General features: G+C 59.6%; 22 protein-coding genes, 1 tRNA gene and 1 pseudogene. 21 read left to right on the top strand and 3 right to left on the bottom strand.

The genetic code is table 11. The features are described 5' to 3' along the window. Positions 1–270 precede the first annotated feature (270 nt). The 9 genes from NR164_RS01135 to NR164_RS01095 all read left to right on the top strand — a co-directional run bounded on the left by NR164_RS01135 (position 271) and on the right by NR164_RS01095 (position 4471). A complete protein-coding gene (locus NR164_RS01135) occupies positions 271–852 on the top strand; it encodes a hypothetical protein (protein ID WP_256822118.1) in 582 nt (193 codons plus the stop codon). 9 nt (positions 853–861) lie between these two features. Then, entirely contained in the window at positions 862–1146 is a 285-nt protein-coding gene (locus NR164_RS01130; protein ID WP_256822117.1) for a phage antirepressor KilAC domain-containing protein, read from the top strand. 155 nt (positions 1147–1301) lie between these two features. Beyond that, the gene (locus tag NR164_RS01125; protein WP_256822116.1) at positions 1302–1628 is read left to right on the top strand and encodes a pyocin activator PrtN family protein; all 327 of its coding nucleotides are present in this window, start codon (positions 1302–1304) and stop codon (positions 1626–1628) included. A gap of 48 nt (positions 1629–1676) precedes the next feature. Continuing rightward, positions 1677–2093 (top strand): hypothetical protein, encoded by a 417-nt coding sequence (locus NR164_RS01120; protein WP_256822115.1) that lies wholly within the window; start codon positions 1677–1679, stop codon positions 2091–2093. Beyond that, on the top strand, positions 2090–2311 hold the full coding sequence (locus NR164_RS01115) for a hypothetical protein (protein WP_256822114.1): 222 nt from the start codon (positions 2090–2092) through the stop codon (positions 2309–2311). Before NR164_RS01120 ends, NR164_RS01115 begins: the two co-directional genes overlap by 4 nt. After that, a complete protein-coding gene (locus NR164_RS01110) occupies positions 2308–2850 on the top strand; it encodes a phosphohydrolase (protein WP_256822113.1) in 543 nt (180 codons plus the stop codon). Before NR164_RS01115 ends, NR164_RS01110 begins: the two co-directional genes overlap by 4 nt. Then, positions 2847–3167 (top strand): hypothetical protein, encoded by a 321-nt coding sequence (locus NR164_RS01105; RefSeq protein ID WP_256822112.1) that lies wholly within the window; start codon positions 2847–2849, stop codon positions 3165–3167. Before NR164_RS01110 ends, NR164_RS01105 begins: the two co-directional genes overlap by 4 nt. Next, positions 3167–3403, top strand: coding sequence for a DUF4224 domain-containing protein (locus NR164_RS01100; protein ID WP_256822281.1), 237 nt, complete (start codon positions 3167–3169; stop codon positions 3401–3403). Before NR164_RS01105 ends, NR164_RS01100 begins: the two co-directional genes overlap by 1 nt. 3 nt (positions 3404–3406) lie before the next feature. Then, a complete protein-coding gene (locus tag NR164_RS01095; protein ID WP_256822111.1) occupies positions 3407–4471 on the top strand; it encodes a tyrosine-type recombinase/integrase in 1065 nt (354 codons plus the stop codon). A gap of 156 nt (positions 4472–4627) precedes the next feature. Here NR164_RS01095 and NR164_RS01090 read toward each other — a convergent pair. Next, positions 4628–4701, bottom strand: a tRNA-Cys gene (locus tag NR164_RS01090). Positions 4702–4915: 214 nt separating this feature from the next. Continuing rightward, positions 4916–7201, bottom strand: a complete 2286-nt coding sequence (locus tag NR164_RS01085; protein ID WP_256822110.1) for an acylase — start codon at positions 7199–7201, stop codon at positions 4916–4918. Positions 7202–7965: 764 nt separating this feature from the next. On the opposite strand from NR164_RS01085, the gene NR164_RS01080 reads away from it, so the two are divergent. Together NR164_RS01080 and NR164_RS01075 are read left to right on the top strand one after the other, a co-directional pair. After that, positions 7966–11061, top strand: coding sequence for a membrane-targeted effector domain-containing toxin (locus tag NR164_RS01080; protein WP_256822109.1), 3096 nt, complete (start codon positions 7966–7968; stop codon positions 11059–11061). Positions 11062–11227: 166 nt separating this feature from the next. Continuing rightward, the gene (locus tag NR164_RS01075) at positions 11228–11608 is read left to right on the top strand and encodes a hypothetical protein (protein ID WP_046486080.1); all 381 of its coding nucleotides are present in this window, start codon (positions 11228–11230) and stop codon (positions 11606–11608) included. A gap of 14 nt (positions 11609–11622) precedes the next feature. Here NR164_RS01075 and NR164_RS01070 read toward each other — a convergent pair whose 3' ends face one another. Beyond that, complete coding sequence (locus tag NR164_RS01070; RefSeq protein WP_017846379.1) at positions 11623–11817, bottom strand: hypothetical protein; 195 nt, start codon at positions 11815–11817, stop codon at positions 11623–11625. Between the two features lie 172 nt (positions 11818–11989). Here NR164_RS01070 and NR164_RS01065 point away from each other — a divergent pair, with 172 nt between their 5' ends. From NR164_RS01065 to NR164_RS01020, 10 genes and pseudogenes are all read left to right on the top strand, one after another. After that, the gene (locus NR164_RS01065; protein WP_017846380.1) at positions 11990–12124 is read left to right on the top strand and encodes a hypothetical protein; all 135 of its coding nucleotides are present in this window, start codon (positions 11990–11992) and stop codon (positions 12122–12124) included. 6 nt (positions 12125–12130) lie between these two features. Beyond that, positions 12131–13891 (top strand): M91 family zinc metallopeptidase, encoded by a 1761-nt coding sequence (locus NR164_RS01060; RefSeq protein WP_256822108.1) that lies wholly within the window; start codon positions 12131–12133, stop codon positions 13889–13891. Next, positions 13890–14105 (top strand): annotated as a pseudogene (locus NR164_RS01055) (methyl-accepting chemotaxis protein); the annotation flags it as partial. The gene NR164_RS01060 and the pseudogene NR164_RS01055, both read left to right, overlap by 2 nt. Before the next feature lie 90 nt (positions 14106–14195). Then, on the top strand, positions 14196–14657 hold the full coding sequence (locus tag NR164_RS01050) for an SRPBCC family protein (RefSeq protein ID WP_017846383.1): 462 nt from the start codon (positions 14196–14198) through the stop codon (positions 14655–14657). Between the two features lie 164 nt (positions 14658–14821). After that, the gene (locus tag NR164_RS01045) at positions 14822–15532 is read left to right on the top strand and encodes a FadR/GntR family transcriptional regulator (RefSeq protein ID WP_017846384.1); all 711 of its coding nucleotides are present in this window, start codon (positions 14822–14824) and stop codon (positions 15530–15532) included. Positions 15533–15644: 112 nt separating this feature from the next. Further along, positions 15645–16838, top strand: coding sequence for an L-2-hydroxyglutarate oxidase (gene lhgO / locus NR164_RS01040; RefSeq protein ID WP_017846385.1), 1194 nt, complete (start codon positions 15645–15647; stop codon positions 16836–16838). 82 nt (positions 16839–16920) lie between these two features. Continuing rightward, positions 16921–18246, top strand: a complete 1326-nt coding sequence (locus tag NR164_RS01035; RefSeq protein WP_046383588.1) for an MFS transporter — start codon at positions 16921–16923, stop codon at positions 18244–18246. Positions 18247–18397: 151 nt separating this feature from the next. After that, positions 18398–19651: a ferric reductase-like transmembrane domain-containing protein gene (locus NR164_RS01030; RefSeq protein WP_256822107.1), complete on the top strand. Its 1254-nt coding sequence runs from the start codon at positions 18398–18400 to the stop codon at positions 19649–19651. 107 nt (positions 19652–19758) lie between these two features. Continuing rightward, positions 19759–20205: a DUF411 domain-containing protein gene (locus NR164_RS01025; RefSeq protein ID WP_046383590.1), complete on the top strand. Its 447-nt coding sequence runs from the start codon at positions 19759–19761 to the stop codon at positions 20203–20205. 3 nt (positions 20206–20208) lie between these two features. Next, positions 20209–20649, top strand: a complete 441-nt coding sequence (locus NR164_RS01020; RefSeq protein WP_046383591.1) for a YqaA family protein — start codon at positions 20209–20211, stop codon at positions 20647–20649. Positions 20650–20721 lie beyond the last annotated feature (72 nt).

The raw sequence follows: 20721 nt of genomic DNA, 5'->3' as shown, positions 1-20721 counted from the left end.
CACAATATTTCTAGCGCAGGGTGTCACCATCAGTTGACTAAAATCAACCAATGGTTGATATTTGAGCTTCTCTCTCCACCACAGAGCGAAGCTCACCATGCACACCACAGCCACCCTACACGTCCACCCGGCCGCTGCCGCTCCCTCCCGCATCTTCGAGATTCGTCGCCTAGCTCGCGAATGCGGCTGCACGTTTGTCACCACCAAGCCAAAGCAGAAAGCCCGCGCCACACGCGCTCCGTTCGATCCAAATGGCGGAGGGTTTGCAGCATGAGCAAGTTCAAACTCGACAATCGCTCCCTGACCCTGCTCAAGGCCCAGGTCAACTTGACCGAAACCTTCAACCACCTCCTGCGCGCCGAGACGCAGCGTGAAGCCCTGGCCTTCCGCCTGAAAGTCGAACGCCGCAAAGTCGACACGCACTTCACTGTTGAGCTGGACAGCGAACGCCACACGCTGACCCTGACCAACAGCAAGAAGATGCACCTTAAGCTTGCGGACTTCATCGAGGAGATCGTCAACGGGCCATCTAATCCTGCCGAGACACCTGCCACGCCGCATGCAGATCGACGCTATGGCGTGTTTGACACCGAACATAAGCAACAGGTGTTCGATCTGGTGCGAACCGGCGGCGCGCTCAGCCTCGATATGGGTTTTGAGCAACCGATCAGCCTTGCAATACACCGCAACAAAACCCGCGCCGGCATCACCACCATCATGAGTATTGGCGTCCGGACGCCGCGCTCCAAGTGCTTCACGGTGTACGGCAGCGACTTGGAGATCTATTCCATGGTCGCGGAATCCATCACCCACCTGGCTGCCGTGGCGACTCACGCCGCGCATGCAGCCTAGGAGGTCGAGATGGAACGTAGCCTCGAAAAAGCCGCCAAGTACTTTGGCCTCACCCGCCCCAAGCTGATCCTACTCATGCGTCAAAAGGGCCTGCTCAACGACCGCAACCTGCCAGCTTTCCCGGTGCGGGATCGCGAGTACCTACGCGTCAAAGACAGCAACTGGTACCACGCGACCGCCGGCATGCAGTACAGCCAGTCGACCAAGGTCCGACAAGCCGGCATCCGCTGGCTCGCCGACCAGTTGGGCCTCGAACTGCCAGCCATCCCGGCAGACAACCGTGACGTGGCCTAGGGAGTACGCCCGCCAGATCGTCGCCATGCGTACACGCGAGGAGCGCAACGCTGCGCTCCTCGAAGTGCCGGAGCATCTGCGGGAGCTGACCAAACGCCATTGCCTGAATGCTTGGAACCACCCTTCACGACTCAAACGCAAGGAGGCCGCTGCCCATGAGCAACATCAGTCAAACACCGCTACGACTGCAACCCGCACCGGATAGCGCCACCATCGAGATGCTGCACCAACTCTTCGGCGACGTGCTTATCCCCCTGGAAAAGCTGCGCGTGCATTACTTCAAAAACCTTAACGAAAAGACCTTCACTGAGGCGATCAACAGCGGCCGTATTCAGCTGCCAGTGACCACCCTGGATCACAGCGTCAAGGCATTGCGGTACGCCCACATAAAACACGTAGCAGCACTGATCGACATTCGCGCTTACAAGGCGGACGAAGAGATGCCGCGACCACCAAACGATTCAACCGAGCAGGACCAGTAACCCCAATGGCTGCCACCACCAGCCAACAACACACCTGGAGCACACCACATGACGGCAATGCAAATCTGCGCACTGATCAGCATCGTTACCGCGCTGACCATCCTTTATTGGGTCGGGTACAAAGGCGGCTTAACCGATGGCTTGGCAGCAGGGATAGAGGAAGGCAAAAACACCGAGCGGGCCGACAGCGCCAAGGTCATCAAGGCATTGGAAGCCTCTCTGGACTTCATCCGTGCCGACCACAAACACCTGGCCCTGCGGCACAGGAAGCTCATCGACAACCAAAAACTGAACCCTGACAACCACCAAAACCTTCTGGCCATCGCCGAAAAACTCAAACTCGCCGCCGATACCTTCCGCGCCGTGAACTCCAAGACCCAGGCCGCGCAAGCCCTTGCCCTGCGCAATAAAGCCTTGGACATGGCAGCCCAGCTGGAACCAGCCGTAGAGGGGAACGCAGCATGAGCCTCGCCATCCCAATGCTGCGACTGACACCTCAAGCCGCCGGAACCCTGCAACAGCAGCACACCAAGGCAATCAAGGATCTGCGCACACTGACGCGCTACAACAAGGAATTTGACCGGCAGTTGAAGGCCCTGATCGGCTACTTGGCTCTGCGCCAGTTGCACAAATCAACCAACAACGCCCTGCTGCTGGCCGATCTCGTGAAGGAGGCCGCATGAACTGGATCCTCACCTCCACCGGCAAGCGCTTTGACCTGTTCGAGCCTGACGCCGACATGATCGATCCACGGGACATCTCGCACTCGCTGGCCCACTTGTGCCGATTCAACGGCCACACCCGCGAGTTCTACAGCGTCGCCCAACACAGCTGCATCGTCGCCGAGCTGGTGCCGGAAGAACACAAACTCGCGGCCTTACTTCATGACGCACCCGAAGCGTACCTGGGCGACATGACGCGACCACTCAAGCAGTGGATTAACGCCTACCAACATTTCGAGGACTGTATCTGGTGGCGCGTTTGCGAGCGCTTCGACATCGCCCCAGAACTCCCCGCCTGCATCTACAAGGCCGACCTGATTGCGCTGGCGACAGAGCGACGCGACCTCATGCCAACCGATCCGGCTATCTGGGATTGCTTGGTCGGCATCGAACCCATGGCTGAAACCATCCGCCCATGGCCTGCCGCAGAAGCACGACTCACCTACCACCAGCGGCTGATGGACCAACTTGCTATCGAACACCGGAGGAAAGCGGCATGAAGAACCAACAGAACAACACCAGTGCCCTGTCCGCTTTGCTCCGTACTGCAAATGGTGTCGACATGCTAGAAACAAACAGTCCCTGCTGCGCAGCAGCAGGCATTATTGACCCTTCCAGCGCCACTGCCGAGGCACGTATACCCCACGAAAAGCTGCGCGGGGCAGCGCTCGCTGATGCAACGCTAAACGCTCAGGAACGCCCGCTCGCGCAGCCTGTCGTGGGATATACGCGTGTTTCAGACACTATCGGATCCACTCCAGAGGACAAAACAAGCAAAGGTAATGGGGCGAAAAGTCCTACAGGGAGAGCTGCATGATGGAATTCCAAAGCGAAACACTAGCCGATGAAGAGCTGGCCACTATCACCGGCTACCAGATCCCGTCCAAGCAGATCCAATGGTTGACCGACAACCATTGGGAGCATGTTCTGACCGCCGCCCGCCGCCCAATCGTTGGCCGAGTGTATGCTCGAATGAAGTTGGCGGGCGTCACACCATCCGCTGTCAATCCTGCGGCTGAAACCTGGACGCTCGACCTGGCGAACGTGAGCTGATCAATGCGCCAGAAATCAGCAGCCAACCGGGACCTACCCCCACGGATGATCCGACGATGCCACAAGCGCAAGAGCGGAAAAACGTGGATCAGTTATTACTACAACGGCAGGGACGCCCAGGGCAAACGCAAAGAAATCCCCCTGGGTGCTGACCTCGACCAGGCAAAAGTGGAATGGGCTAGGCTTGAACGCCGAGCACCACCGAAGCCCAGCCATTTACTGGGCTCTTTGTTCGATAGGTACGTGAAAGAGATCATCCCGACCAAGGGGCTACGCACCCAGTCCGACAACATGAAGGAACTCAAACAACTTAGGAAAGCCTTTGAGAAAGCCCCCATTGATTCGATAACCCCCCAGGTGGTCGCGCAGTATAGGGACGCCAGGACGGCAAAGGTCAGGGCCAATCGGGAAATCGCGCTGCTGTCACACGTGTTCACGATCGCACGCGAGTGGGGCCTGACCAACAACGCCAACCCTTGCTTCGGTGTACGACGCAACAAAGAGACCCCACGGGACTATTACGCGGGCGATATCGTATGGAATGCCGTGTACGACGCAGCCGTACAGGAACTCAAGGACGCTATGGACCTTGCCTACTTGACTGGCCAGCGCCCCGCCGACGTGCTGAAAGTGGCGACCACTGATTTGGACGCCGAGTTCCTGATGGTCAAACAAGGCAAGACCGCGAAGAAGCTACGCCTACGACTGGAGGATGAAGGTGTTCAGTCTGGGCTGAGCGCCTTTATCAATGACCTGCAGGAACGCCGAGCCCTCAACGGTATAAAAACATCGAGGCTGATCACCAACACATCCGGCCTTCGGATGAGCCAGCAGATGCTCCGCAATCGCTGGGACGAAGCACGCGAAAAAGCTGCCATCAAAGCCGGCGCCGCCGGTGACTCTGACCTGGCAGTGCTGATCCGCCAATTCCAGTTCAAGGATATCCGCCCGAAAGCTGCGAGCGAGATCGAGCTGACACACGCCAGCCGCCTGCTTGGACACACCACCGAAGAGATGACCAAGAAGGTCTATCGACGTGTGGGTGAGATCGTAAAACCCACGAAATAACCCGCCGCATAACCACGCCACCAGGTGCCGATCCGCTCCCCGAATGCGACCAAAACCGCAGGGGGTTGCGGAACGCATGCCAAAAGTTGCGGAACGGTTCTTAAATCGCAGGCATTAAAAAACCCCGTAGACCATTGATCTACGGGGCTTTAAGAGTGGAGGCCGAGGTCGGAATCGAACCGGCGTAGGCGGATTTGCAATCCGCTGCATAACCATTTTGCTACTCGGCCTCAAACGATCAGTACCCTGGTTGCTGGCACTCACCGCATACAAACTTGAGTGGGCTATGTGAAGCGTGCCTCTACTCTAACTCATTGAATACATTGAAGTTTTTAATGCTTCATTGCGTTCGATGGGCGCCATTATGTACTCATTTGCTTTTGCCTGCAACCCCTTGATTTCAAAAAATATTCTGCCCTGGCATCAAGGGGTTGCGTGCGCGCCCTACTCTTTGATGACCTGCGATTGGTACTGCGGATCGGCCTTGATCTGCGCTTCGCTGAAGGGCAGCGGGCGGAGGTTTTTTTCGGAGAATGCGTGTGTCTGGTCCTTTGCGTATTTCGATGCAGGGTTGCTGGACAGGGAGAATGTCAGTAAGCCTTGGGCGCGGGGGCCGTTGGCGTCGAAGGTGACGATTTGCAGGTAGCTGCTGCCGCTGACCACTTCGCGTTTGCCATCGGCGCGGGGCACGGTTTGCATGGCGTTGTAGATGCCAAGCTGTTGCGGGCCGCCGTGGATTGGGGTCTGGCCGGAGACTTGTAGGTCGCCCCAGCGGCTGTTGGCGGTGAGCCCGAGTTGGCCGGCCTCGACGGTCGAGGCCAGCATGGCTTCGCGCAGGGCCTTGGCGACGGGCGCTCGCTCGATGGCCAGGCCACGTGGGGTGGTGAGGGGTTGAGCCGGGTCGAAGGCGACACGCCAGGCGTCAGGGCTGTGCTGCAGGTGTTGCATCAGGTTGATGAAATGCACCAGGCCCAGGCCGCTGTCGAGGTTGGCGCGCTGGTCCCAGGTTTGCAGGCTGGCGCACAGCGGTTGCAGCGTGGCGGTGTCGGCGCCGAGGTGCTTGGCGCAGAATTCGAGCAAATCGGGCATCACCTGGCTGGCGAGGTAGACCTGGTTGTCCATCACCATGTTTTGCAGGTCGGCAACGCTGATCGGCCGGTTGTCCAGCGACTGCAGGCGTTGCACGGCGAAACGCGCGCGGGGGCCGAGGCCGGTGCTGTCCTGGCTGATGACCGGGGAAAAACCGGTGAGGGGCGCCTTGGGGTTGACCATCCAGGCCGAATCGTTGGAATGCTGCACGTAGTCGGTACGTTCCAGTTGCGGCAACTGGTCGGCCGCGAAGATCCCGGCTTGGGCAGCGCGCGGGTCGACGTCCCAGGCGCAGGCGCTGCGGGCACCGTCGAGCACGATCAATTGCAGGCCGGCCCGTGGGTCACTGCATTGCGCGAGTTTGGCCGCGTTGACGTTGGGTACCACCGACAGGTTCATGAACAGGCTCTGCCCCTGGTCATCCGCAGCCAGGGTATTGACCCACGGGATGCCTTGCAGGGTGTGTACCGCGGTTTGCAGCTCCTTGACGCTACCGGCGCGATTCATCGCGTACCACTGTTGCAGCACGCGGTCGTTGCCCAGGTTGGCATCGCGCAGGCTGAAGGCGTAACGGTTGTCCCAATCGAGCTTGCCAGGCCATTGCACCACCGGGCCGAATTGCGAACGGTAGACGGTATGCGCCTGCCCTTTGAGGCTGCCATCGGCTTGTTTGACCTGCACCGTCAGCGTGGTTTTATCCAGCGGGATGGATTTACCGTCCAGCAGGTAGCGCGTGGCATCCTTGGGATCGAGGGTCAGGCGATACACAGTGAAATGCTTGGACGTGTCGACGGTATGGGTCCAGGCCACATGCTGGTTAAAGCCGATATTCACCAGCGGCAAGCCCGGCAGTGCAGCGCCCATCACATCCAGTTGGCCAGGGATGGTCAGGTGCATCTCATAAAAGCGCATGCCGCCGATCCAGGGGAAATGCGGATTGGCCAGCAGCATGCCACGCCCGTTGAATGAGCGGTCACGGCCCACGGCGACGGCGTTGCTGCCTCGGTCCAGAGTGAAACGCTGTTGATGCGCAGCGGCCAGCTCAAAGGCCTTGGTGTCGCCCTGCCGATGGGCGGTGGTGGTGGGCGGCGTGGCGCCGACAAGGGCTTCGGCGAATTGGCCGACGCCGCCTTCCACCAGCAGCCTGCGCGTCAGCTTGATCACATCCTGCGGCGTGATCGGCCGTACCCACGCCGCCTGGCACTGGGCCGGAGCGCCCTGCTCTGTCAGATAACGGTTGTAGCCGGCGACGTACCCTTCGATACGCTGCTGGATCGGTGGGCTTTGCGCCGCCCAGAACGAGGCCACCGCCTCTGGCGTATTCAGCCAGGCAAAGAACACATCGCTGGTAACGTTGTTGCGCTCCTCCAGGGTCGATTGTTCAGGGCCAAAGAACCTGGCGCGCTCTCCGCTCACCGTAACCACCTCGTTGGCCAGCAGACACAGATTGTCCTGGGCATAGGCGTAACCGATGCCGAAGCCCAGGCCGCGCTCATCACTGGCGCGGATATGGGGCACACCGAAACTGGTGCGTCGGATGTCCGCCGCCTGCACCACCGCCTCGCGCGCGGATGCGGCCAGGCTCACGCCCAGCAATAGCGCCGTCACACACACCCTGGACAACCCGTTACAAATAATCACGCAGACCCCACCGTCAGATTAAACCGCCTCACAGGGCAATCACCCCAACGTAAGAACGCAACAGCCCGCGAATAATTTAGGTACGAATGCGGCCGCGTCATTTTCTGCGCTACGAGGGTGACCAGTCCAAGTGCCGATGGCCTCCGTTACACATACTGACAACCCGCACCGCCCGCAAGCGGAACACAAGCACCTGCTTTCAACACCCAAACGAGCGCCTTCATACAAAGGCGTTCGTCGGCAAGGACTGCCTCACCGTGTGAAAGAAGGTACTCAGCATGACATCCGTCACCCTAACCTCCGGCTCGTCCCAGCAACCTGTTTACCCGCTGCTGCCCACGGCTTTAGCGACCGACGACATGGCTCCGGTCGCAGACCCGCCTACAGAGCAAAAAGTCGACAGCAATGACAACCGCCAGGCCCTCAAAACCGCATTGGCGCACAGGCGCAACCTGCAAACGCTCGCCCGCCAACTCAAACAGGCCGCCCAGTCACTGGCACCGCAAGCCAGCGCCGAAGCAGTGCTGCGCGCACTGCAAGAAACCCTGATGGACGTCGATCCAGACTCGGCGCTTCAACATCAATCGCCGCAGAAAATCAGCCTTGAGCGTTTCATCACACACCACGGCACGTACATTCCGGCCACGCGTGAAGACCTTTTCGACATGGCCGACGCACTGATCAATCATTCGTTGTCGCACCCATTGGGCAACTTGGGCGGCGGGCTCAGTTGGGCATTGCCGCTGAGCGTGGAACACCAGCGCGTGGTGCGCGACGTCGTTGCCGACAACACCGAGAAACTGCCGGGCCTGCCCCTTTTCGACCCTCGGCGCGGAGCATTGGGGTATCTGCTGGAAGGTAATCCGCTATCCGGTACCGAGCTACAGGACCCGGCCAAGGCGTTGGAGAAACTCCTCGATACCCCCAAGGCGCAGGAGCTGGGCCAGGCGATACAGGCCAAGGTCGGCGGCATCGCGACCGATACCAGCGCAAACGACTATGTACTGAGCGCGATCCACTTGGGGCTGGACCCCGAATCCATCGAACAGCCTGGCAGAAATACCGTCGCGGGCTTCAACCTCGCTGCCGACAGTCACTGGGGCATGTCGCCAGCCAGTGTGATCAGCGCACTGGCCAAACACCTGAGCGACAGCGGCAAGACTTCCCTCGCTAGCGCGGATCTCGGCGCCAGGTTGCTGCTGGCACGGGTGGCGCCGCAATATCTGGTCAAGGATATTCCCGCCACGGTGGTGTACGGCAGCCAGGCATGGGCCAACTTGTGCATCGCCGTGGCTGCGATTGAAGCCCAGGCACCCGGCAAGGCAATGCACATGGATTTTGCCGAAGTCATGCGCCATGCCGACTCAATAGCACCGGCGGGTGAAGCGGCGCAGAAGGCCGCCTTGATCGATTGGGGCGTGGTGAACGGTTTTCTCTACGCCAAAGATGATGCGGCGTACAACAACGCAGAAATCGAGTACACCCGCGAAGCCTTCAATACCCAACACAGCGAATTGAGCGCCGCGTCCAAAGAAGTCGGCGCGACACTGCCCAGCCGCAAACAGATGGCGCTGGATCTGCTGAAAGCCACCTTCGGCGAACGCGGTGACTTTGAGGACCGCGTGTTGCACATCAACTATAAATCCAACGACCCCAAGGCCCCGCGCTTCAGCCAAGCCTATTCGATGCTCGACATCACTCAGCAGGGGCTGGAAATCGACGCGCAGAGCTGGCTGGTCAGAGGCGCGCGCGCCGACATCGATCTTGAGGCGTTTGCGCAGTTCACCCGAAGCCCGTCTTTCAATATCCCGCAGGCGTTCGACACGGCATTTACCAACGCGCTGGACACTATCAAACAGGTAAAAAAATACTCACTCATCAGTGCCATTGACCGCCTGCCGTTGGCCGATCGAACGCGCCTCAATTATGGAAAAATCAGTTTTTTCAAGGAAAACGACTACCGCACCAGCTTGATTCCTTTCGCCCAAGACAAGCTCTTCCACACCAGCCCAAAGATCCTCGTACACAGCGAATATCAAAACAGCCATCAGACATACGAATTCGATACCACAACCGGCAGCATCTCCAAGGTTGACCAGGGCAGGATCAGCCGGCCCCACCAATACGTGTCGGACGAAGTCAACAAAATCGAAGCGTTTCATCCCAATCGCTCAACCCACAACTACGACGCCGAAGAAAAGGAACCGCAATACCCCACCTTCAACACGTTCCAAAGTCCGCGAACCCACTACATCGCCGACGCACTGATCAAGGCGTTGGGGTTTGATGAGCCTGCCGTCAAGCGATACGCCGCAGGCGAAACCCCGGACGAGGCGCGACGCGAATGGGTCAGTTCAACAACGGACGCATTATTGAACCTGATCCCCCTCCGCTCGGCCATCACCCACTTGCGCAACGGTCACTACAAGGACGGCGCGATTGACCTGGCGCTGGATATATTTGGCTTTGTGACGGCCGGGTTGGGCGCTACCGCAAAACTCGGCAAGGCAGTGACAAACGCGGGTTCAACCCTGGGTGCCTTGGCGCGCGGCGGCAAAATCCTCGGGGTCACCGCACTCAACGCCTTCAACCCGTTGAGTGGCAGCGTTGACCTGGCGGTGGGTGCGGGCAGACTTGTCACGGATGGCATCAGCGCCAGCGCGCAAGGCATCCGCAAGCTGCGCGGCACGGCCAACGGCCAGTCGCTGGTCATCGCCAGCCAACGTTACGAGGCCGCCGCAACAGGCGTTTTACAGGTGGGTACGCAGCAAGTGGAAGGCTCGGCCATACGCCAACACGGTAAATGGTATGCCTTCGATTCAGACGCCATGCAGCCTTATGGGCCCGCACTCGACGCATTCACCCCTACCCATACGCTGATGCCGCCCTCACCCACTGCCCAACACCCGGGGCGATCGGCTCGCGATCATCGCTTCAACCCGCTGAGCCGACCGTCACGTCCGCCACTCAGTCAACCGCCGGCTGGGCTGCCAGTCGAGCCGGTGCGTAAAATCGACCATTTGCCCGACGCCGAGTACGTGAGCAGCATTCGTGGCCGCCCTATCGAGGGCCATTTCACCCCCAGCAGAAAGCAGGCAACCCATGAGAAATTCGCCCAGGAAATGCGCGATTTTTATACGCACATGGCCGCAAACGGGCTGCCCCCTCGCCCCGAGTTTCCAAACATTCCCGCGCCAAAGAAAACGAGCGATGTGATTGCCGATGCTTTTCGCACGGCGCCTGGCCTGGTATTCGGCGAATCCCACAGCAGCTTGGCGGCTTTCCGAACTTTGTATGACAACGTCGATGTATTTGTTCAAAACAAGGTAAAAAAGCTATTCGTCGAAGGCCTGGTGTACGACAAAATCATGCGCTGGAAAGACGATGGCATGGGCCGGATCGGGCTCATATACCGCCCTCCCAACCAACGCCCGACCCTGGGCGAACTGTTGAAGAAATTCGAAGACAACGGGATCGAAATCGTACCGCTTGACCATTTTTACCTGACGCGGCACAACGACGAACGCCACCTGTTCGGCGGCCCCATCAAGACGCCTGCGCAGGCCAAACGACGACTCGAAGAGTTCAACTACTACGCCACCCGCACCATCGAGCAACACGCAGGCGAGGACAAGTGGGTTGCCCTGGTAGGGCGCCATCATCTCAATACCACCCAGAATGTTCTGGGCCTCTCCGAATTGACCGGCGCCACCGGCATCGCCGTGTACGGAAGAGCCGGACGCGTTAACTACGGCGTTCGCTCGGCGGACCCACGCCCCGGCCCCTCGGGCACCCTCACCCCTGCGGATGACTTGACCGGCGACCTGCAGATTTTCGCCGGCGAAGTGTGGCCGGTGTGACGGGAACAGCAGCCAGAAGACGTCTATCCAGAGCGATTGCAATGTGACAAAGCGGATACCGACAAATTTTCTACATCCGGCACTTCATGATTTGCATCGCTCGTTCGTCTTATTAGGTAACAGCGCCATCATTTTCCTGATCAGGCTCTGATAAGGAGTTTTTTGCATGTACAACTCGCAACTGCCCACGGACGGACATTCACCGACCGCCGAGGCCGCTCATGGCAGAGGCGCCCAAGCGTTCGGCAACGCACCTGAACAGCACGGCAATCAGCGCATCCGCCATTTGCTCAAGTGTTTTGGTTTGCGCACCAGCCTGATCCGGCTGAAGGTCATCGACGCCCTCCTCACCGCCGCCGACAACCAGCGCACCCTTGGGGTACGCGGGGTACACAGCCATTTGCTGGAGCTGGGCATCCCGTTGTCGTTTCTCAGCGTGCGCGAGGTACTCAAGCGCCTGTGCAGCGAGGGCGTGATCACCCTCAATGCCGACAAAAGCTACAGCCTCCATGAAGAGGCTGCCAAAGTGCTCGAAGGCCGCGCCTGACCCACGCAGTTGAATCAGAAGTTGGGCTTGACCTTGCGCCGCATCACACCGTTGATCACGACCACGGTGACCGCCACCGCAATGGCGATGTACTGGAACGTTTTTTCGCTGATAACCCCGGTGTTCTGCAAGTAGGACAGGCCAAACATCGTCCCCAGTACGACCAGGGAAATCAGAATCGAGTATTTCAAACGTTGCTTTTGCGTCATGACGGGTTCCTGAACCTTGAGAATGTATCCACTTTGTATCGCCGAACATGCCAAATACATACCCGCTGGCGGGGATGGAATCGGGTCGGCAGGGTCTCATGTTACAGGCGATGAAAAACTTTGGCTTGCCCGTCGCCTAATTCAATCTATGAGTACCCTAGAGGATTTTGAAATGTTCCGTCGAATCACACTGCTGATTCCCTTGTTGATCATCCTGAGCATGAGCGGCTGCATCATTTTCCCACACGGTGGTGGCTGGCATGACCACCGTTACTACGGTGGCGGCCCGGGTTACTACCACCGCTGATCACACGTGCGTCTCGCTCTCCCTGCGCAGAGCGAGACCGCTCAAGCCGTCGCTTATCCACCTGCCTTCAAAGGGCGCGTTTGGCCCGCCGATCACCGCCGGCCCGAAACATTTTGCACCAAGCTTCTCGCCATCCTGCGGAACACTTTCAGCCAACCCACCACGGAATGGGCAGCCCTGATGCGCAATCAGATGCTCACCTCATTGAATGTGAAGGCCCCGCCGATGCTATTTCCTCTCGTTTATTTCGCAGCCACTCATACCCACACGCCACAACCTGCCCCTCGCGATAAACCCTCGCCTTACGATCCCCCATCCGATCTGACGCCAGACGGCAGTAACCGCAGAAAACACCCGCTGCACACTGACGGCGACGTGACAATCAGTCGACTCATTGACTGGGATACATCGACCCCTGAAAAGCCGGAGATTATGAACAATTGGCTTTTAGTGGAAAGCGGTAACCATTCGGACCGTATCCATGTACGCAGTTGGCCCGGCGACAAGCTGCAAATCCTGATCAACGACAAGCCCTATTTTTTCGACATCAAAGAAAAACAGGGCCCGGAGCAGCACCTCTGGATCGAAACCCAAGGGGGCGATGACACGGTAATAATCGACGATGACGTCAAGCTTCGTGTTGACGTTGAAGGGGGCGATGGCAACGACTACATCCGGGCAGGCGGCGGCCGGAGCAGACTCTATGGCGGGAACGGCAAGGACTTCCTGCAACTGGGCAGTGGTCTCGGCTATGCCGAGGGCAATGACGGCGACGACACCATCCTTGGGGGAAGCGGCCATGCCGTGATGTATGGCAATAAGGGCATGGACCTGCTCATTGCCGGCGACGGTCCCACCACCAAGCAGAGTTATCTGGACGGTGGCGACAACGAAGATGTACTCGTCTCAGGCAGCGGGCATACGGTTTCACATGGCGGCAATGACGATGATCTTCTTATAGGGCGCGACCGTACCACCTTCTATACAGGGAAAGGCCACGACACCATTTTGAATAATCAGCGCAAAGACCGTATCTACGCCAACGCCAGTGATCATTTCGACCGTACCCAAGGCTCGGCTTTCACCGAGGTGAAACCCAGCAACGCCGGCGAGCAGGCGTTCATCGTGAAAGACGGGCACCTGGAGTTCAAACAACGGGTAACCGACGACCTCGAATTCCTGCGCAGTTCGCCGCTAGGCCAACAGACCCTTGCCAAAATGGATGAACTCGCCGTGCTGAACGGCGGCAAAGTCACCATCGAACGAGGTGACTCGGGCAACACGTCATACGTTTTCGGGAGAACTGATCAGGACGAGCTGACACCTGAGGCATACGAAGCTCTCACCCCATCGGAGCAGGGAATCATCCAAAATGGTGTGGCCGGTTTGGGCGCCAATAGTGCCCACATTTTTTATGACCCCCAGTCTACCCGGGAGCGAGCTGACGGTACCTTTACAGGGTTTCCCGTAACCGGCCTCTTTCACGAGATTGGGCATGCCTACAATGGCGCCACCGGCACGTTCCTGGCGGGTGAGAGTACCCAACGTCGGGAATCAGGCAGAACGGACGTCGTCCCGCATTTAGAACACCAAGTCGTTGGCCTGCCCAGCGATGCAGAACCTTTTGACCTCGATAACGACCCCGCCACGCCACCAAGCACCATTAATCCAAAACCCTTCACTGAGAACGGTCTGCTCGAAGAAATGGGTAAACCGCTTAGGAAAAGTTACCGATTTGATCTCAGTGCTCAGGGGGACGGTCTCTAGTACAAGCCATATCAACAACCTCAGCACCCAGAACGCCACGGCTGCCGAGCAGCAAAGCGCTGTGACCGAGTGGATCAACCGCAGCATGGTCCATATCCGACATATGGTCGAAGAGCGGGTGCAAAGCGGCCATGCCACTGAAACCAATACGCAAAGCCTGCTCAACGCCAATGCCTGGGTGATCGCGCTGATGAGCCGCTTCAAGGTGCAGTGATAAATTAATGAGACACTCCCGTGCAATGCATGGGAGTGGGTCTATCCTGACAGCTCCGGGTGCAGAGTTTCACCACACAGGAGGTGTTCCATGCGCGCTGTCGAGCAGTCGGTCCGCCTGGAGCGGATCAGTCAGGAACGCTTTATCCAAGCGCCTATTGAGGCTGTCTACAACTATGTAACCCAGCCCGATCGCTGGCACGAATGGCACCCGACCTCCCTCAGTGCCGACACCGGCACCACCGGTTCACTCTCCGCCGGCACGCGCTTTACCGAGGTGATCGACCTGCTGGGCGTGCGGGTGCCGATGAGTTACCGCGTGCAGATCGCCCGGCCGCCGGAAGAATTCAAGGCGGTATTCACCTCCCTGGCCGTCGACGGCTCGATTCACTACAGCCTGCACGCCTGTCGTGACGGCACGCTGTTCAAGCGCGTGTTGACCTACGAAACCGAACTGCAACTGGCCGGCTTGCACGAGCGCATGGTGGAGCTGTCCACGGTTGCGCTGGACCAGCTCAAGCAACGCTTGGAAAACCCCGCCTTCGTCGAATGAGCCAACATACCGTCGAGCTTCCGCACGGCCGCGATGCGCCTTAGTCTCGACGGCGAGCCTATCGACCCAACGACCGGGCAGCCTGCAAACATCTCCGGCAACATCTTGACAAGGCAAAAGCGTAACCTCTATTGTCTGACAACCTGACTACCAAGGTTTTTTCCATGCTTGAGCTCCAGCGCCCTGACTCGCTCGTTGTACGGGTTGTCAGCGCCATCCGCGCCGAAATCGATTCTGGCCAATTGGCGCCCGAGTCGCGTTTGCCCACTGAACAGCAACTGGCTGAACAACTGAACGTCAGCCGCTCGGTGGTGCGCGAAGCCATTGCCCAACTCAAGGCCGATGGTGTGCTGACAGCCAAGCGTGGCCTGGGCTCATTTATCTCGCAAACCCCTGCGGGTACGGTGTTTCGCTTCCCGGAAAAAAACGGTCGTCGTCCGGACCTGGCGCAGATGTTCGAAGTGCGCCTGTGGATCGAAACCCAGGCCGCCTCGATCGCCGCCCAACGCCGTGATGCCGACGACCTGCAGCGCATGCAGAAGGCGCTGCAGGAAATGCACGACCAGCGCGCCGACTTCGAGGCCGCCGCCCTCGCCGATGTCGAGTTTCATCGCGCCATCGCCGAAGCCAGCAAGAATGACTACTTTGTCGCCTTCCACGACTTTCTGCGCAGCCAGTTGGCCAGTGCGCGCAAAACCGCCTGGGAAAACTCGGCGTCGCGTTTTGCCAGTGGCTCGGCCGACGCCACCCAGGAACACCAGGCGCTTTACCAGGCCATCGCCGACGGTGATGCCCAAGCGGCCGCAGCCAATGCCGAAGCGCACCTGCGCGCAGCGGCCAAACGCCTGCAACTTGAGCTGCCTGCCACGAATTGAATGATCCAAGCTTTGTGCAGCGTGCCTCAGGCACGCCATTTTTTTAACAAAAACATTAGTCTGACAACCTGATAAGCAGACTGAAATGTGCAACCCTTAGGTACTCCAAACCATGATTTACGACTTCTGCATCATCGGCGGTGGCATCGTCGGCCTGGCCACTGCGATGGAGCTGCTCAAACGCCAGCCCAACGCCTCACTGGTGATCCTGGAAAAAGAAGCCTCGCTGGCCAAGCACCAGACCGGGCATAACAGCGGGGTGATTCACGCCGGCATCTACTACGCCCCCGGCAGCCTCAAGGCCGATCTGTGTAAACGCGGCGCCGAGGCCACCAAACGGTTTTGCCGCGAACACGGGATCAAGTTCGAGGTGTGCGGCAAGTTGCTGGTGGCCTCCACGCCCCTGGAAATGCAGCGGATGGAGGCACTTTATGCGCGCTCGCAGTTGAATGAGCTGAAGGTCGAACGCCTGGACGCCGACCAACTGCGCCAGCGCGAGCCCAACATCATCGGTCTGGGCGGCTTGTTTCTCGATGCGACCGGCATTGTCGATTACCGCGAAGTCTGCGAAACCATGGCCCAGGTAATTCGCCGACAAGGCGGTGAGATCTGCCTGGAGCGCACCGTCACCGCCATTTCGGAAGACACCGACAAGGTCACCGTCAACACCCGCGGCGAAGCCTGGCAAGCCAGGCACCTGGTGGTCTGCGCCGGCCTGCAGTCGGATCGGCTGGCGACGATGGCCGGGGTCAAGATCGACCACCAGATCATTCCCTTTCGCGGCGAATACTTCCGCCTGCCGGCCTCGAAGAACAACCTCGTCAACCACCTGATCTACCCGATTCCGGACCCGGAACTGCCGTTCCTCGGCGTGCACCTGACGCGGATGATCGACGGCAGCATCACGGTCGGCCCCAACGCCGTGCTGGGCCTGGGCCGGGAGAACTACCGCAAGTTCTCGATCAACTGGCGCGACGTGGCGCAGTACGCCAGCTTCCCCGGTTTCTGGAAAACCCTCTGGCAGAACCTGGGTTCGGGCAGCGTCGAGATGAAAAACTCACTGTTCAAGTCCGGCTACCTGGAGCAATGCCGCAAGTACTGCCCGTCGTTGAACCGCGAAGATCTGCTGCCCTACGAAGCAGGCATCCGCGCCCAGGCCGTGATGCGCGACGGCAGCCTGGTCCACGACTTTCTGTTCGCCCAGACGCCCCGCATGCTCCATGTCTGCAACGCGCCCTCACCCGCCGCCACCTCGGCGATTCCCATCGGCGAAATGATCGCCGATCGCATGTTCACACCCGGCTGACACCGCATCCCCGGCCCTTCCCGGGCCATCGCCACAAGCGTCACTTTGACAATAAATATAATGACTCAGAAGGAAGTACAGAATGACGGCAACACCGCATACCGCTGCCCCGGAAACGCCGGCACAAAGCAAAAAACGCCTGCGCAAAGTCGCCGCCGCCACGATCTTCGGATCGATGCTGGAGTGGTACGACTTTTACCTGTACGCCACCATGGCGGCCATCGTGTTCTCGAAGATCTTCTTCGACAACAGTGACCCGAAAACCGCCTCGCTCATGGCCTTTTCCACCTTCGCCATCGGCTTTATCGCCCGACCGTTCGGCGGCATTCTGTTCGGCTACCTGGGGGACAAGTTCGGCCGTAAGCAGGTGCTGGTATTGACCTTCTGCATGATGGGCGTGTGTACCACGCTGATCGGCCTGATCCCCAGCTATGCCTCCATCGGCATCTGGGCGCCGATCATCCTGGTGTTCATCCGGATCATCCAGGGCCTGGGCGCCGGGGCCGAGTTGTCGGGCGCGGCGGTCACTTCCTACGAGCACGCGTCGGAAGGCAAGCGCGGTAGCCAGGGCGCCTGGCCGGCGTTGGGCCTGAACCTGGGTCTGCTCCTGTCGTCATTGACCGTGTACCTGCTGACCATCAATGGCAACGACTTCATGCTGGCAGGCGGCTGGCGTATCCCGTTCATCTGCAGTATCGCGTTGGTGGGCGTCGGCCTGTGGGTGCGCAACAGCATTCCGGAAACCCCGGAGTTCAAGGAGCTGAGCCAGGCACCCAAGGTCGCCAAGCCTTCGCCGCTCAAAGCGCTGTTCAAGAACGATCTCAAGGGGTTGGCGGTGGTGTTCTTCGTAGCCATTGGCTACAACGCCCTGAGCTATATCTTCAAGACGTTTTCCCTGGCCTACCTGACTCAATTCAAAGGCGTCGATGTGCACGTCACGTCGCTGTCGGTGACCATTGCCAGCCTGATCGCCATCGTCGCGGTGCCGTGCTTCGGCTGGCTGTGCGACAAATGGAGCAGCAAAAAAGTGCTGGTACTCGGCGGCGTCTGCTCGCTGTTGTTTGCCTACCCGTTCCTGGCCCTGCTCGACACTGGCGACAGCCTGATGATCTACATTGCCATCGGCGTCGGCACCGGCCTGCTCGCTCCCATGATGTTCGCGCCCCAGGGCTCGTTCTTAAGCCGTCAATTCCCGACCCAAACGCGCTCCTCGGGCTTCGGCACCGGCCGCGAAATCGGTACCGCTATCGCCGGCGGCCTGGCACCGCTGGGAGCCTTGTCCCTGGTGGCCGCGTCACCGACCCACGCCACAGGCGGGGTGGTGATTATCCTCGCGATCGCGGCACTGCTGGTGGTGGTGTTCGCCCTGTGCGACCAGGGCCGTAAACACTCGACCTTCAAGAACTGAGCGAAAAACCTCGGTCGACTTCAGCGCGGGGGCCAGGCCATGGCCTGTGCCCTTGCGCATGACCGACGTCAAGGCCGCTCTTCACGTAACCGGGTAACCTAAAAATGTGAGATGAGTATTCACTCCCCCGAAGAAACCCTAGGAGCACCCGTTGAAAACCCGTCACTGCCTCGTCGTCCTCTTCCTGATCACGACGTTGACGTTACTCATGGATATACCGGTCAAGACGTGGCTGACCTCAGCGACCCTCAGTTTGCTGCTTGGCACTTGCGCGCTGGTGTACATGGCGGCGTCCTGCGTACTGGCCAGTCGCTGGTCGGTGGTGGAGAACGTGTTTGGCGGCCTGGATCGCGTCTATGAAGTACACAAGTGGTTGGGCATCTGGGCGCTGGTGTTCGCCACGTATCACTTTGTGTTCAAAGCTAACCTGGATGTGTGGAACAGCGTGCCCATCCTGGAGCTGCCCAAATACTGGACGCGCCTCGTCCGTCAACTGAGCTACGTGGCGCTGGGCCTGATCGTGCTGTTGGCGTTGAACCGCAACATTCCTTACAACGTCTGGCGCTGGTGGCACAAGTTGTCTGGCCCGCTGTTCCTGATCGTGATCCTGCACGGGCTGAGTTTCAAATCGCCGATCACCCTGACCGCGCCATCGGGCGTCTGGTTGACCTTGTGCTGCAGCCTGGGCGTCATCGGAGCCCTCTATAAATTGGTGCTTTACCCCTGGGTTGGGCGTGCCGGCGAATACCGGGTGACGGCCGTCAACCGCGCCAACGGCGCGTTGCATTTGACACTGGCACCAATTCACAAAGGGTTTGACTTCAAGGCCGGGCAATTCGCGTTCCTGGCCATGCAGGTCAAAGGGTTGCGCGAGCCGCACCCCTTCACGATCGCCAGCGCCAACCGTGAAAACGGGCAGATTGCGTTCATGATCAGAGGGTTGGGGGATTACACCAACGCCCTGGCAGACTGCGCCAAGGTCGGCATGCGCGCCGATCTGTATGCGCCTTACGGGCGCTTCAAGCGTGCTGTGCAGGCCGAGCGGGAAATCTGGATCGGCGCCGGCGTGGGCATTTCGCCCTTTATTTCCTGGCTGCAAGACCCTGCCGCCAAAGACTTCGACAAAGCCACGCTGGTCTATTGCTTCACGCCCGCGCGCGCCTTCCCGCCGGCCGAACAGGTGCAGACCATGGCCCGCTTACGGGGTGCGCAATTCGTCAGTAATGCCGGCGGCCTCGAGCGCTTGGCCGACACCCTGCGCCAAGCCGTGGTCGAGACCGCCCCCGACAAAGTGCATATCAGCTTCTGCGGCCCCAAAGGCTTGCTGGTCAAGGTTCGCGAGCTGATGAACGCCCACCGGATTCCACCGGCCAACCTGCACAGCGAACGGTTCGAGTTTCGCTGAAACCACGGGACGCAGGTCAACCCAGCACCTGAAGGGGGTTTGGCGGTGGACGTAAACTGGCATGATAGCGCCCATCCCACAACCTTCTCTGACTTGCGAGACGCCCCATGAAAACCCCATTGCGACTGGCCCTGCTTTCAGCCCTGTTGACCACCGGCCTGGCCCAGGCGGCCGAGCTGATCCCCATCGACGTACACCGCGACGCCAACTGCGGTTGCTGCAAGCAATGGATCCGCCATCTGGAAAGCCACGGTTTCAAGGTCAATGATCACGTTGAAGCCGATATGAGCGCGGTCAAACAACGCCTCGGCGTTGCGCCGCGCCTGGGCTCGTGCCATACCGCCGTGATCGACGGCAAGTTCGTCGAAGGTCACGTACCCGCCGAGCACGTGTTGGCGCTGCGCAAGCGCGATGATCTGCTCGGTATCGCCGCGCCAGGCATGCCTATGGGTTCGCCCGGCATGGAAATGGACGGCCACGGCGACGCCTACCAAGTCATCGGCCTGACCCGCGACGGTAAAGATGTGGTGGTAGCCGACTACCCGGCACACTGATCGATGCTGACGGGTTACCTGGGGCTGTTTTTCGCGGCATTCGGCGCCGCCACCCTCCTGCCCTTGCAATCGGAAGCGGTGCTGGTGGGCCTGCTGCTCAGCGGGCATTACAACCTGTGGTGGCTGCTGGGCATTGCGACGCTGGGCAACGTGCTCGGCTCGCTGGTCAATTGGCTGCTGGGGCGCTCGATCGAGCACTTCAAGGCGCGGCGCTGGTTTCCGGTCAACGCCAGGCAACTGGACAAGGCGCGCCGCCACTACGAACGCTGGGGGCATTGGACGTTATTGCTCAGTTGGGTGCCGATCATCGGCGACCCGCTGACCTTGATCGCCGGGGTGATGCGCGAGCCACTGTGGCGATTCCTGCTCCTGGTGACCTTGGCGAAAGCCGCCCGGTATGGTGCGCTGACACTACTGATCGACACACAATGGGTAGACCTTTAGCGACATAACCGCTGGTCGCCACTGTCATTTCTCACAGCTAGACCCAGGCCCGCACCTGATGTCTGCTGACCT

Source organism: Pseudomonas sp. Pse79 (genome assembly GCF_024519615.1).
Lineage (GTDB): Bacteria > Pseudomonadota > Gammaproteobacteria > Pseudomonadales > Pseudomonadaceae > Aquipseudomonas > Aquipseudomonas veronii.
This window is presented reverse-complemented; position numbering and strand designations above follow the sequence as displayed.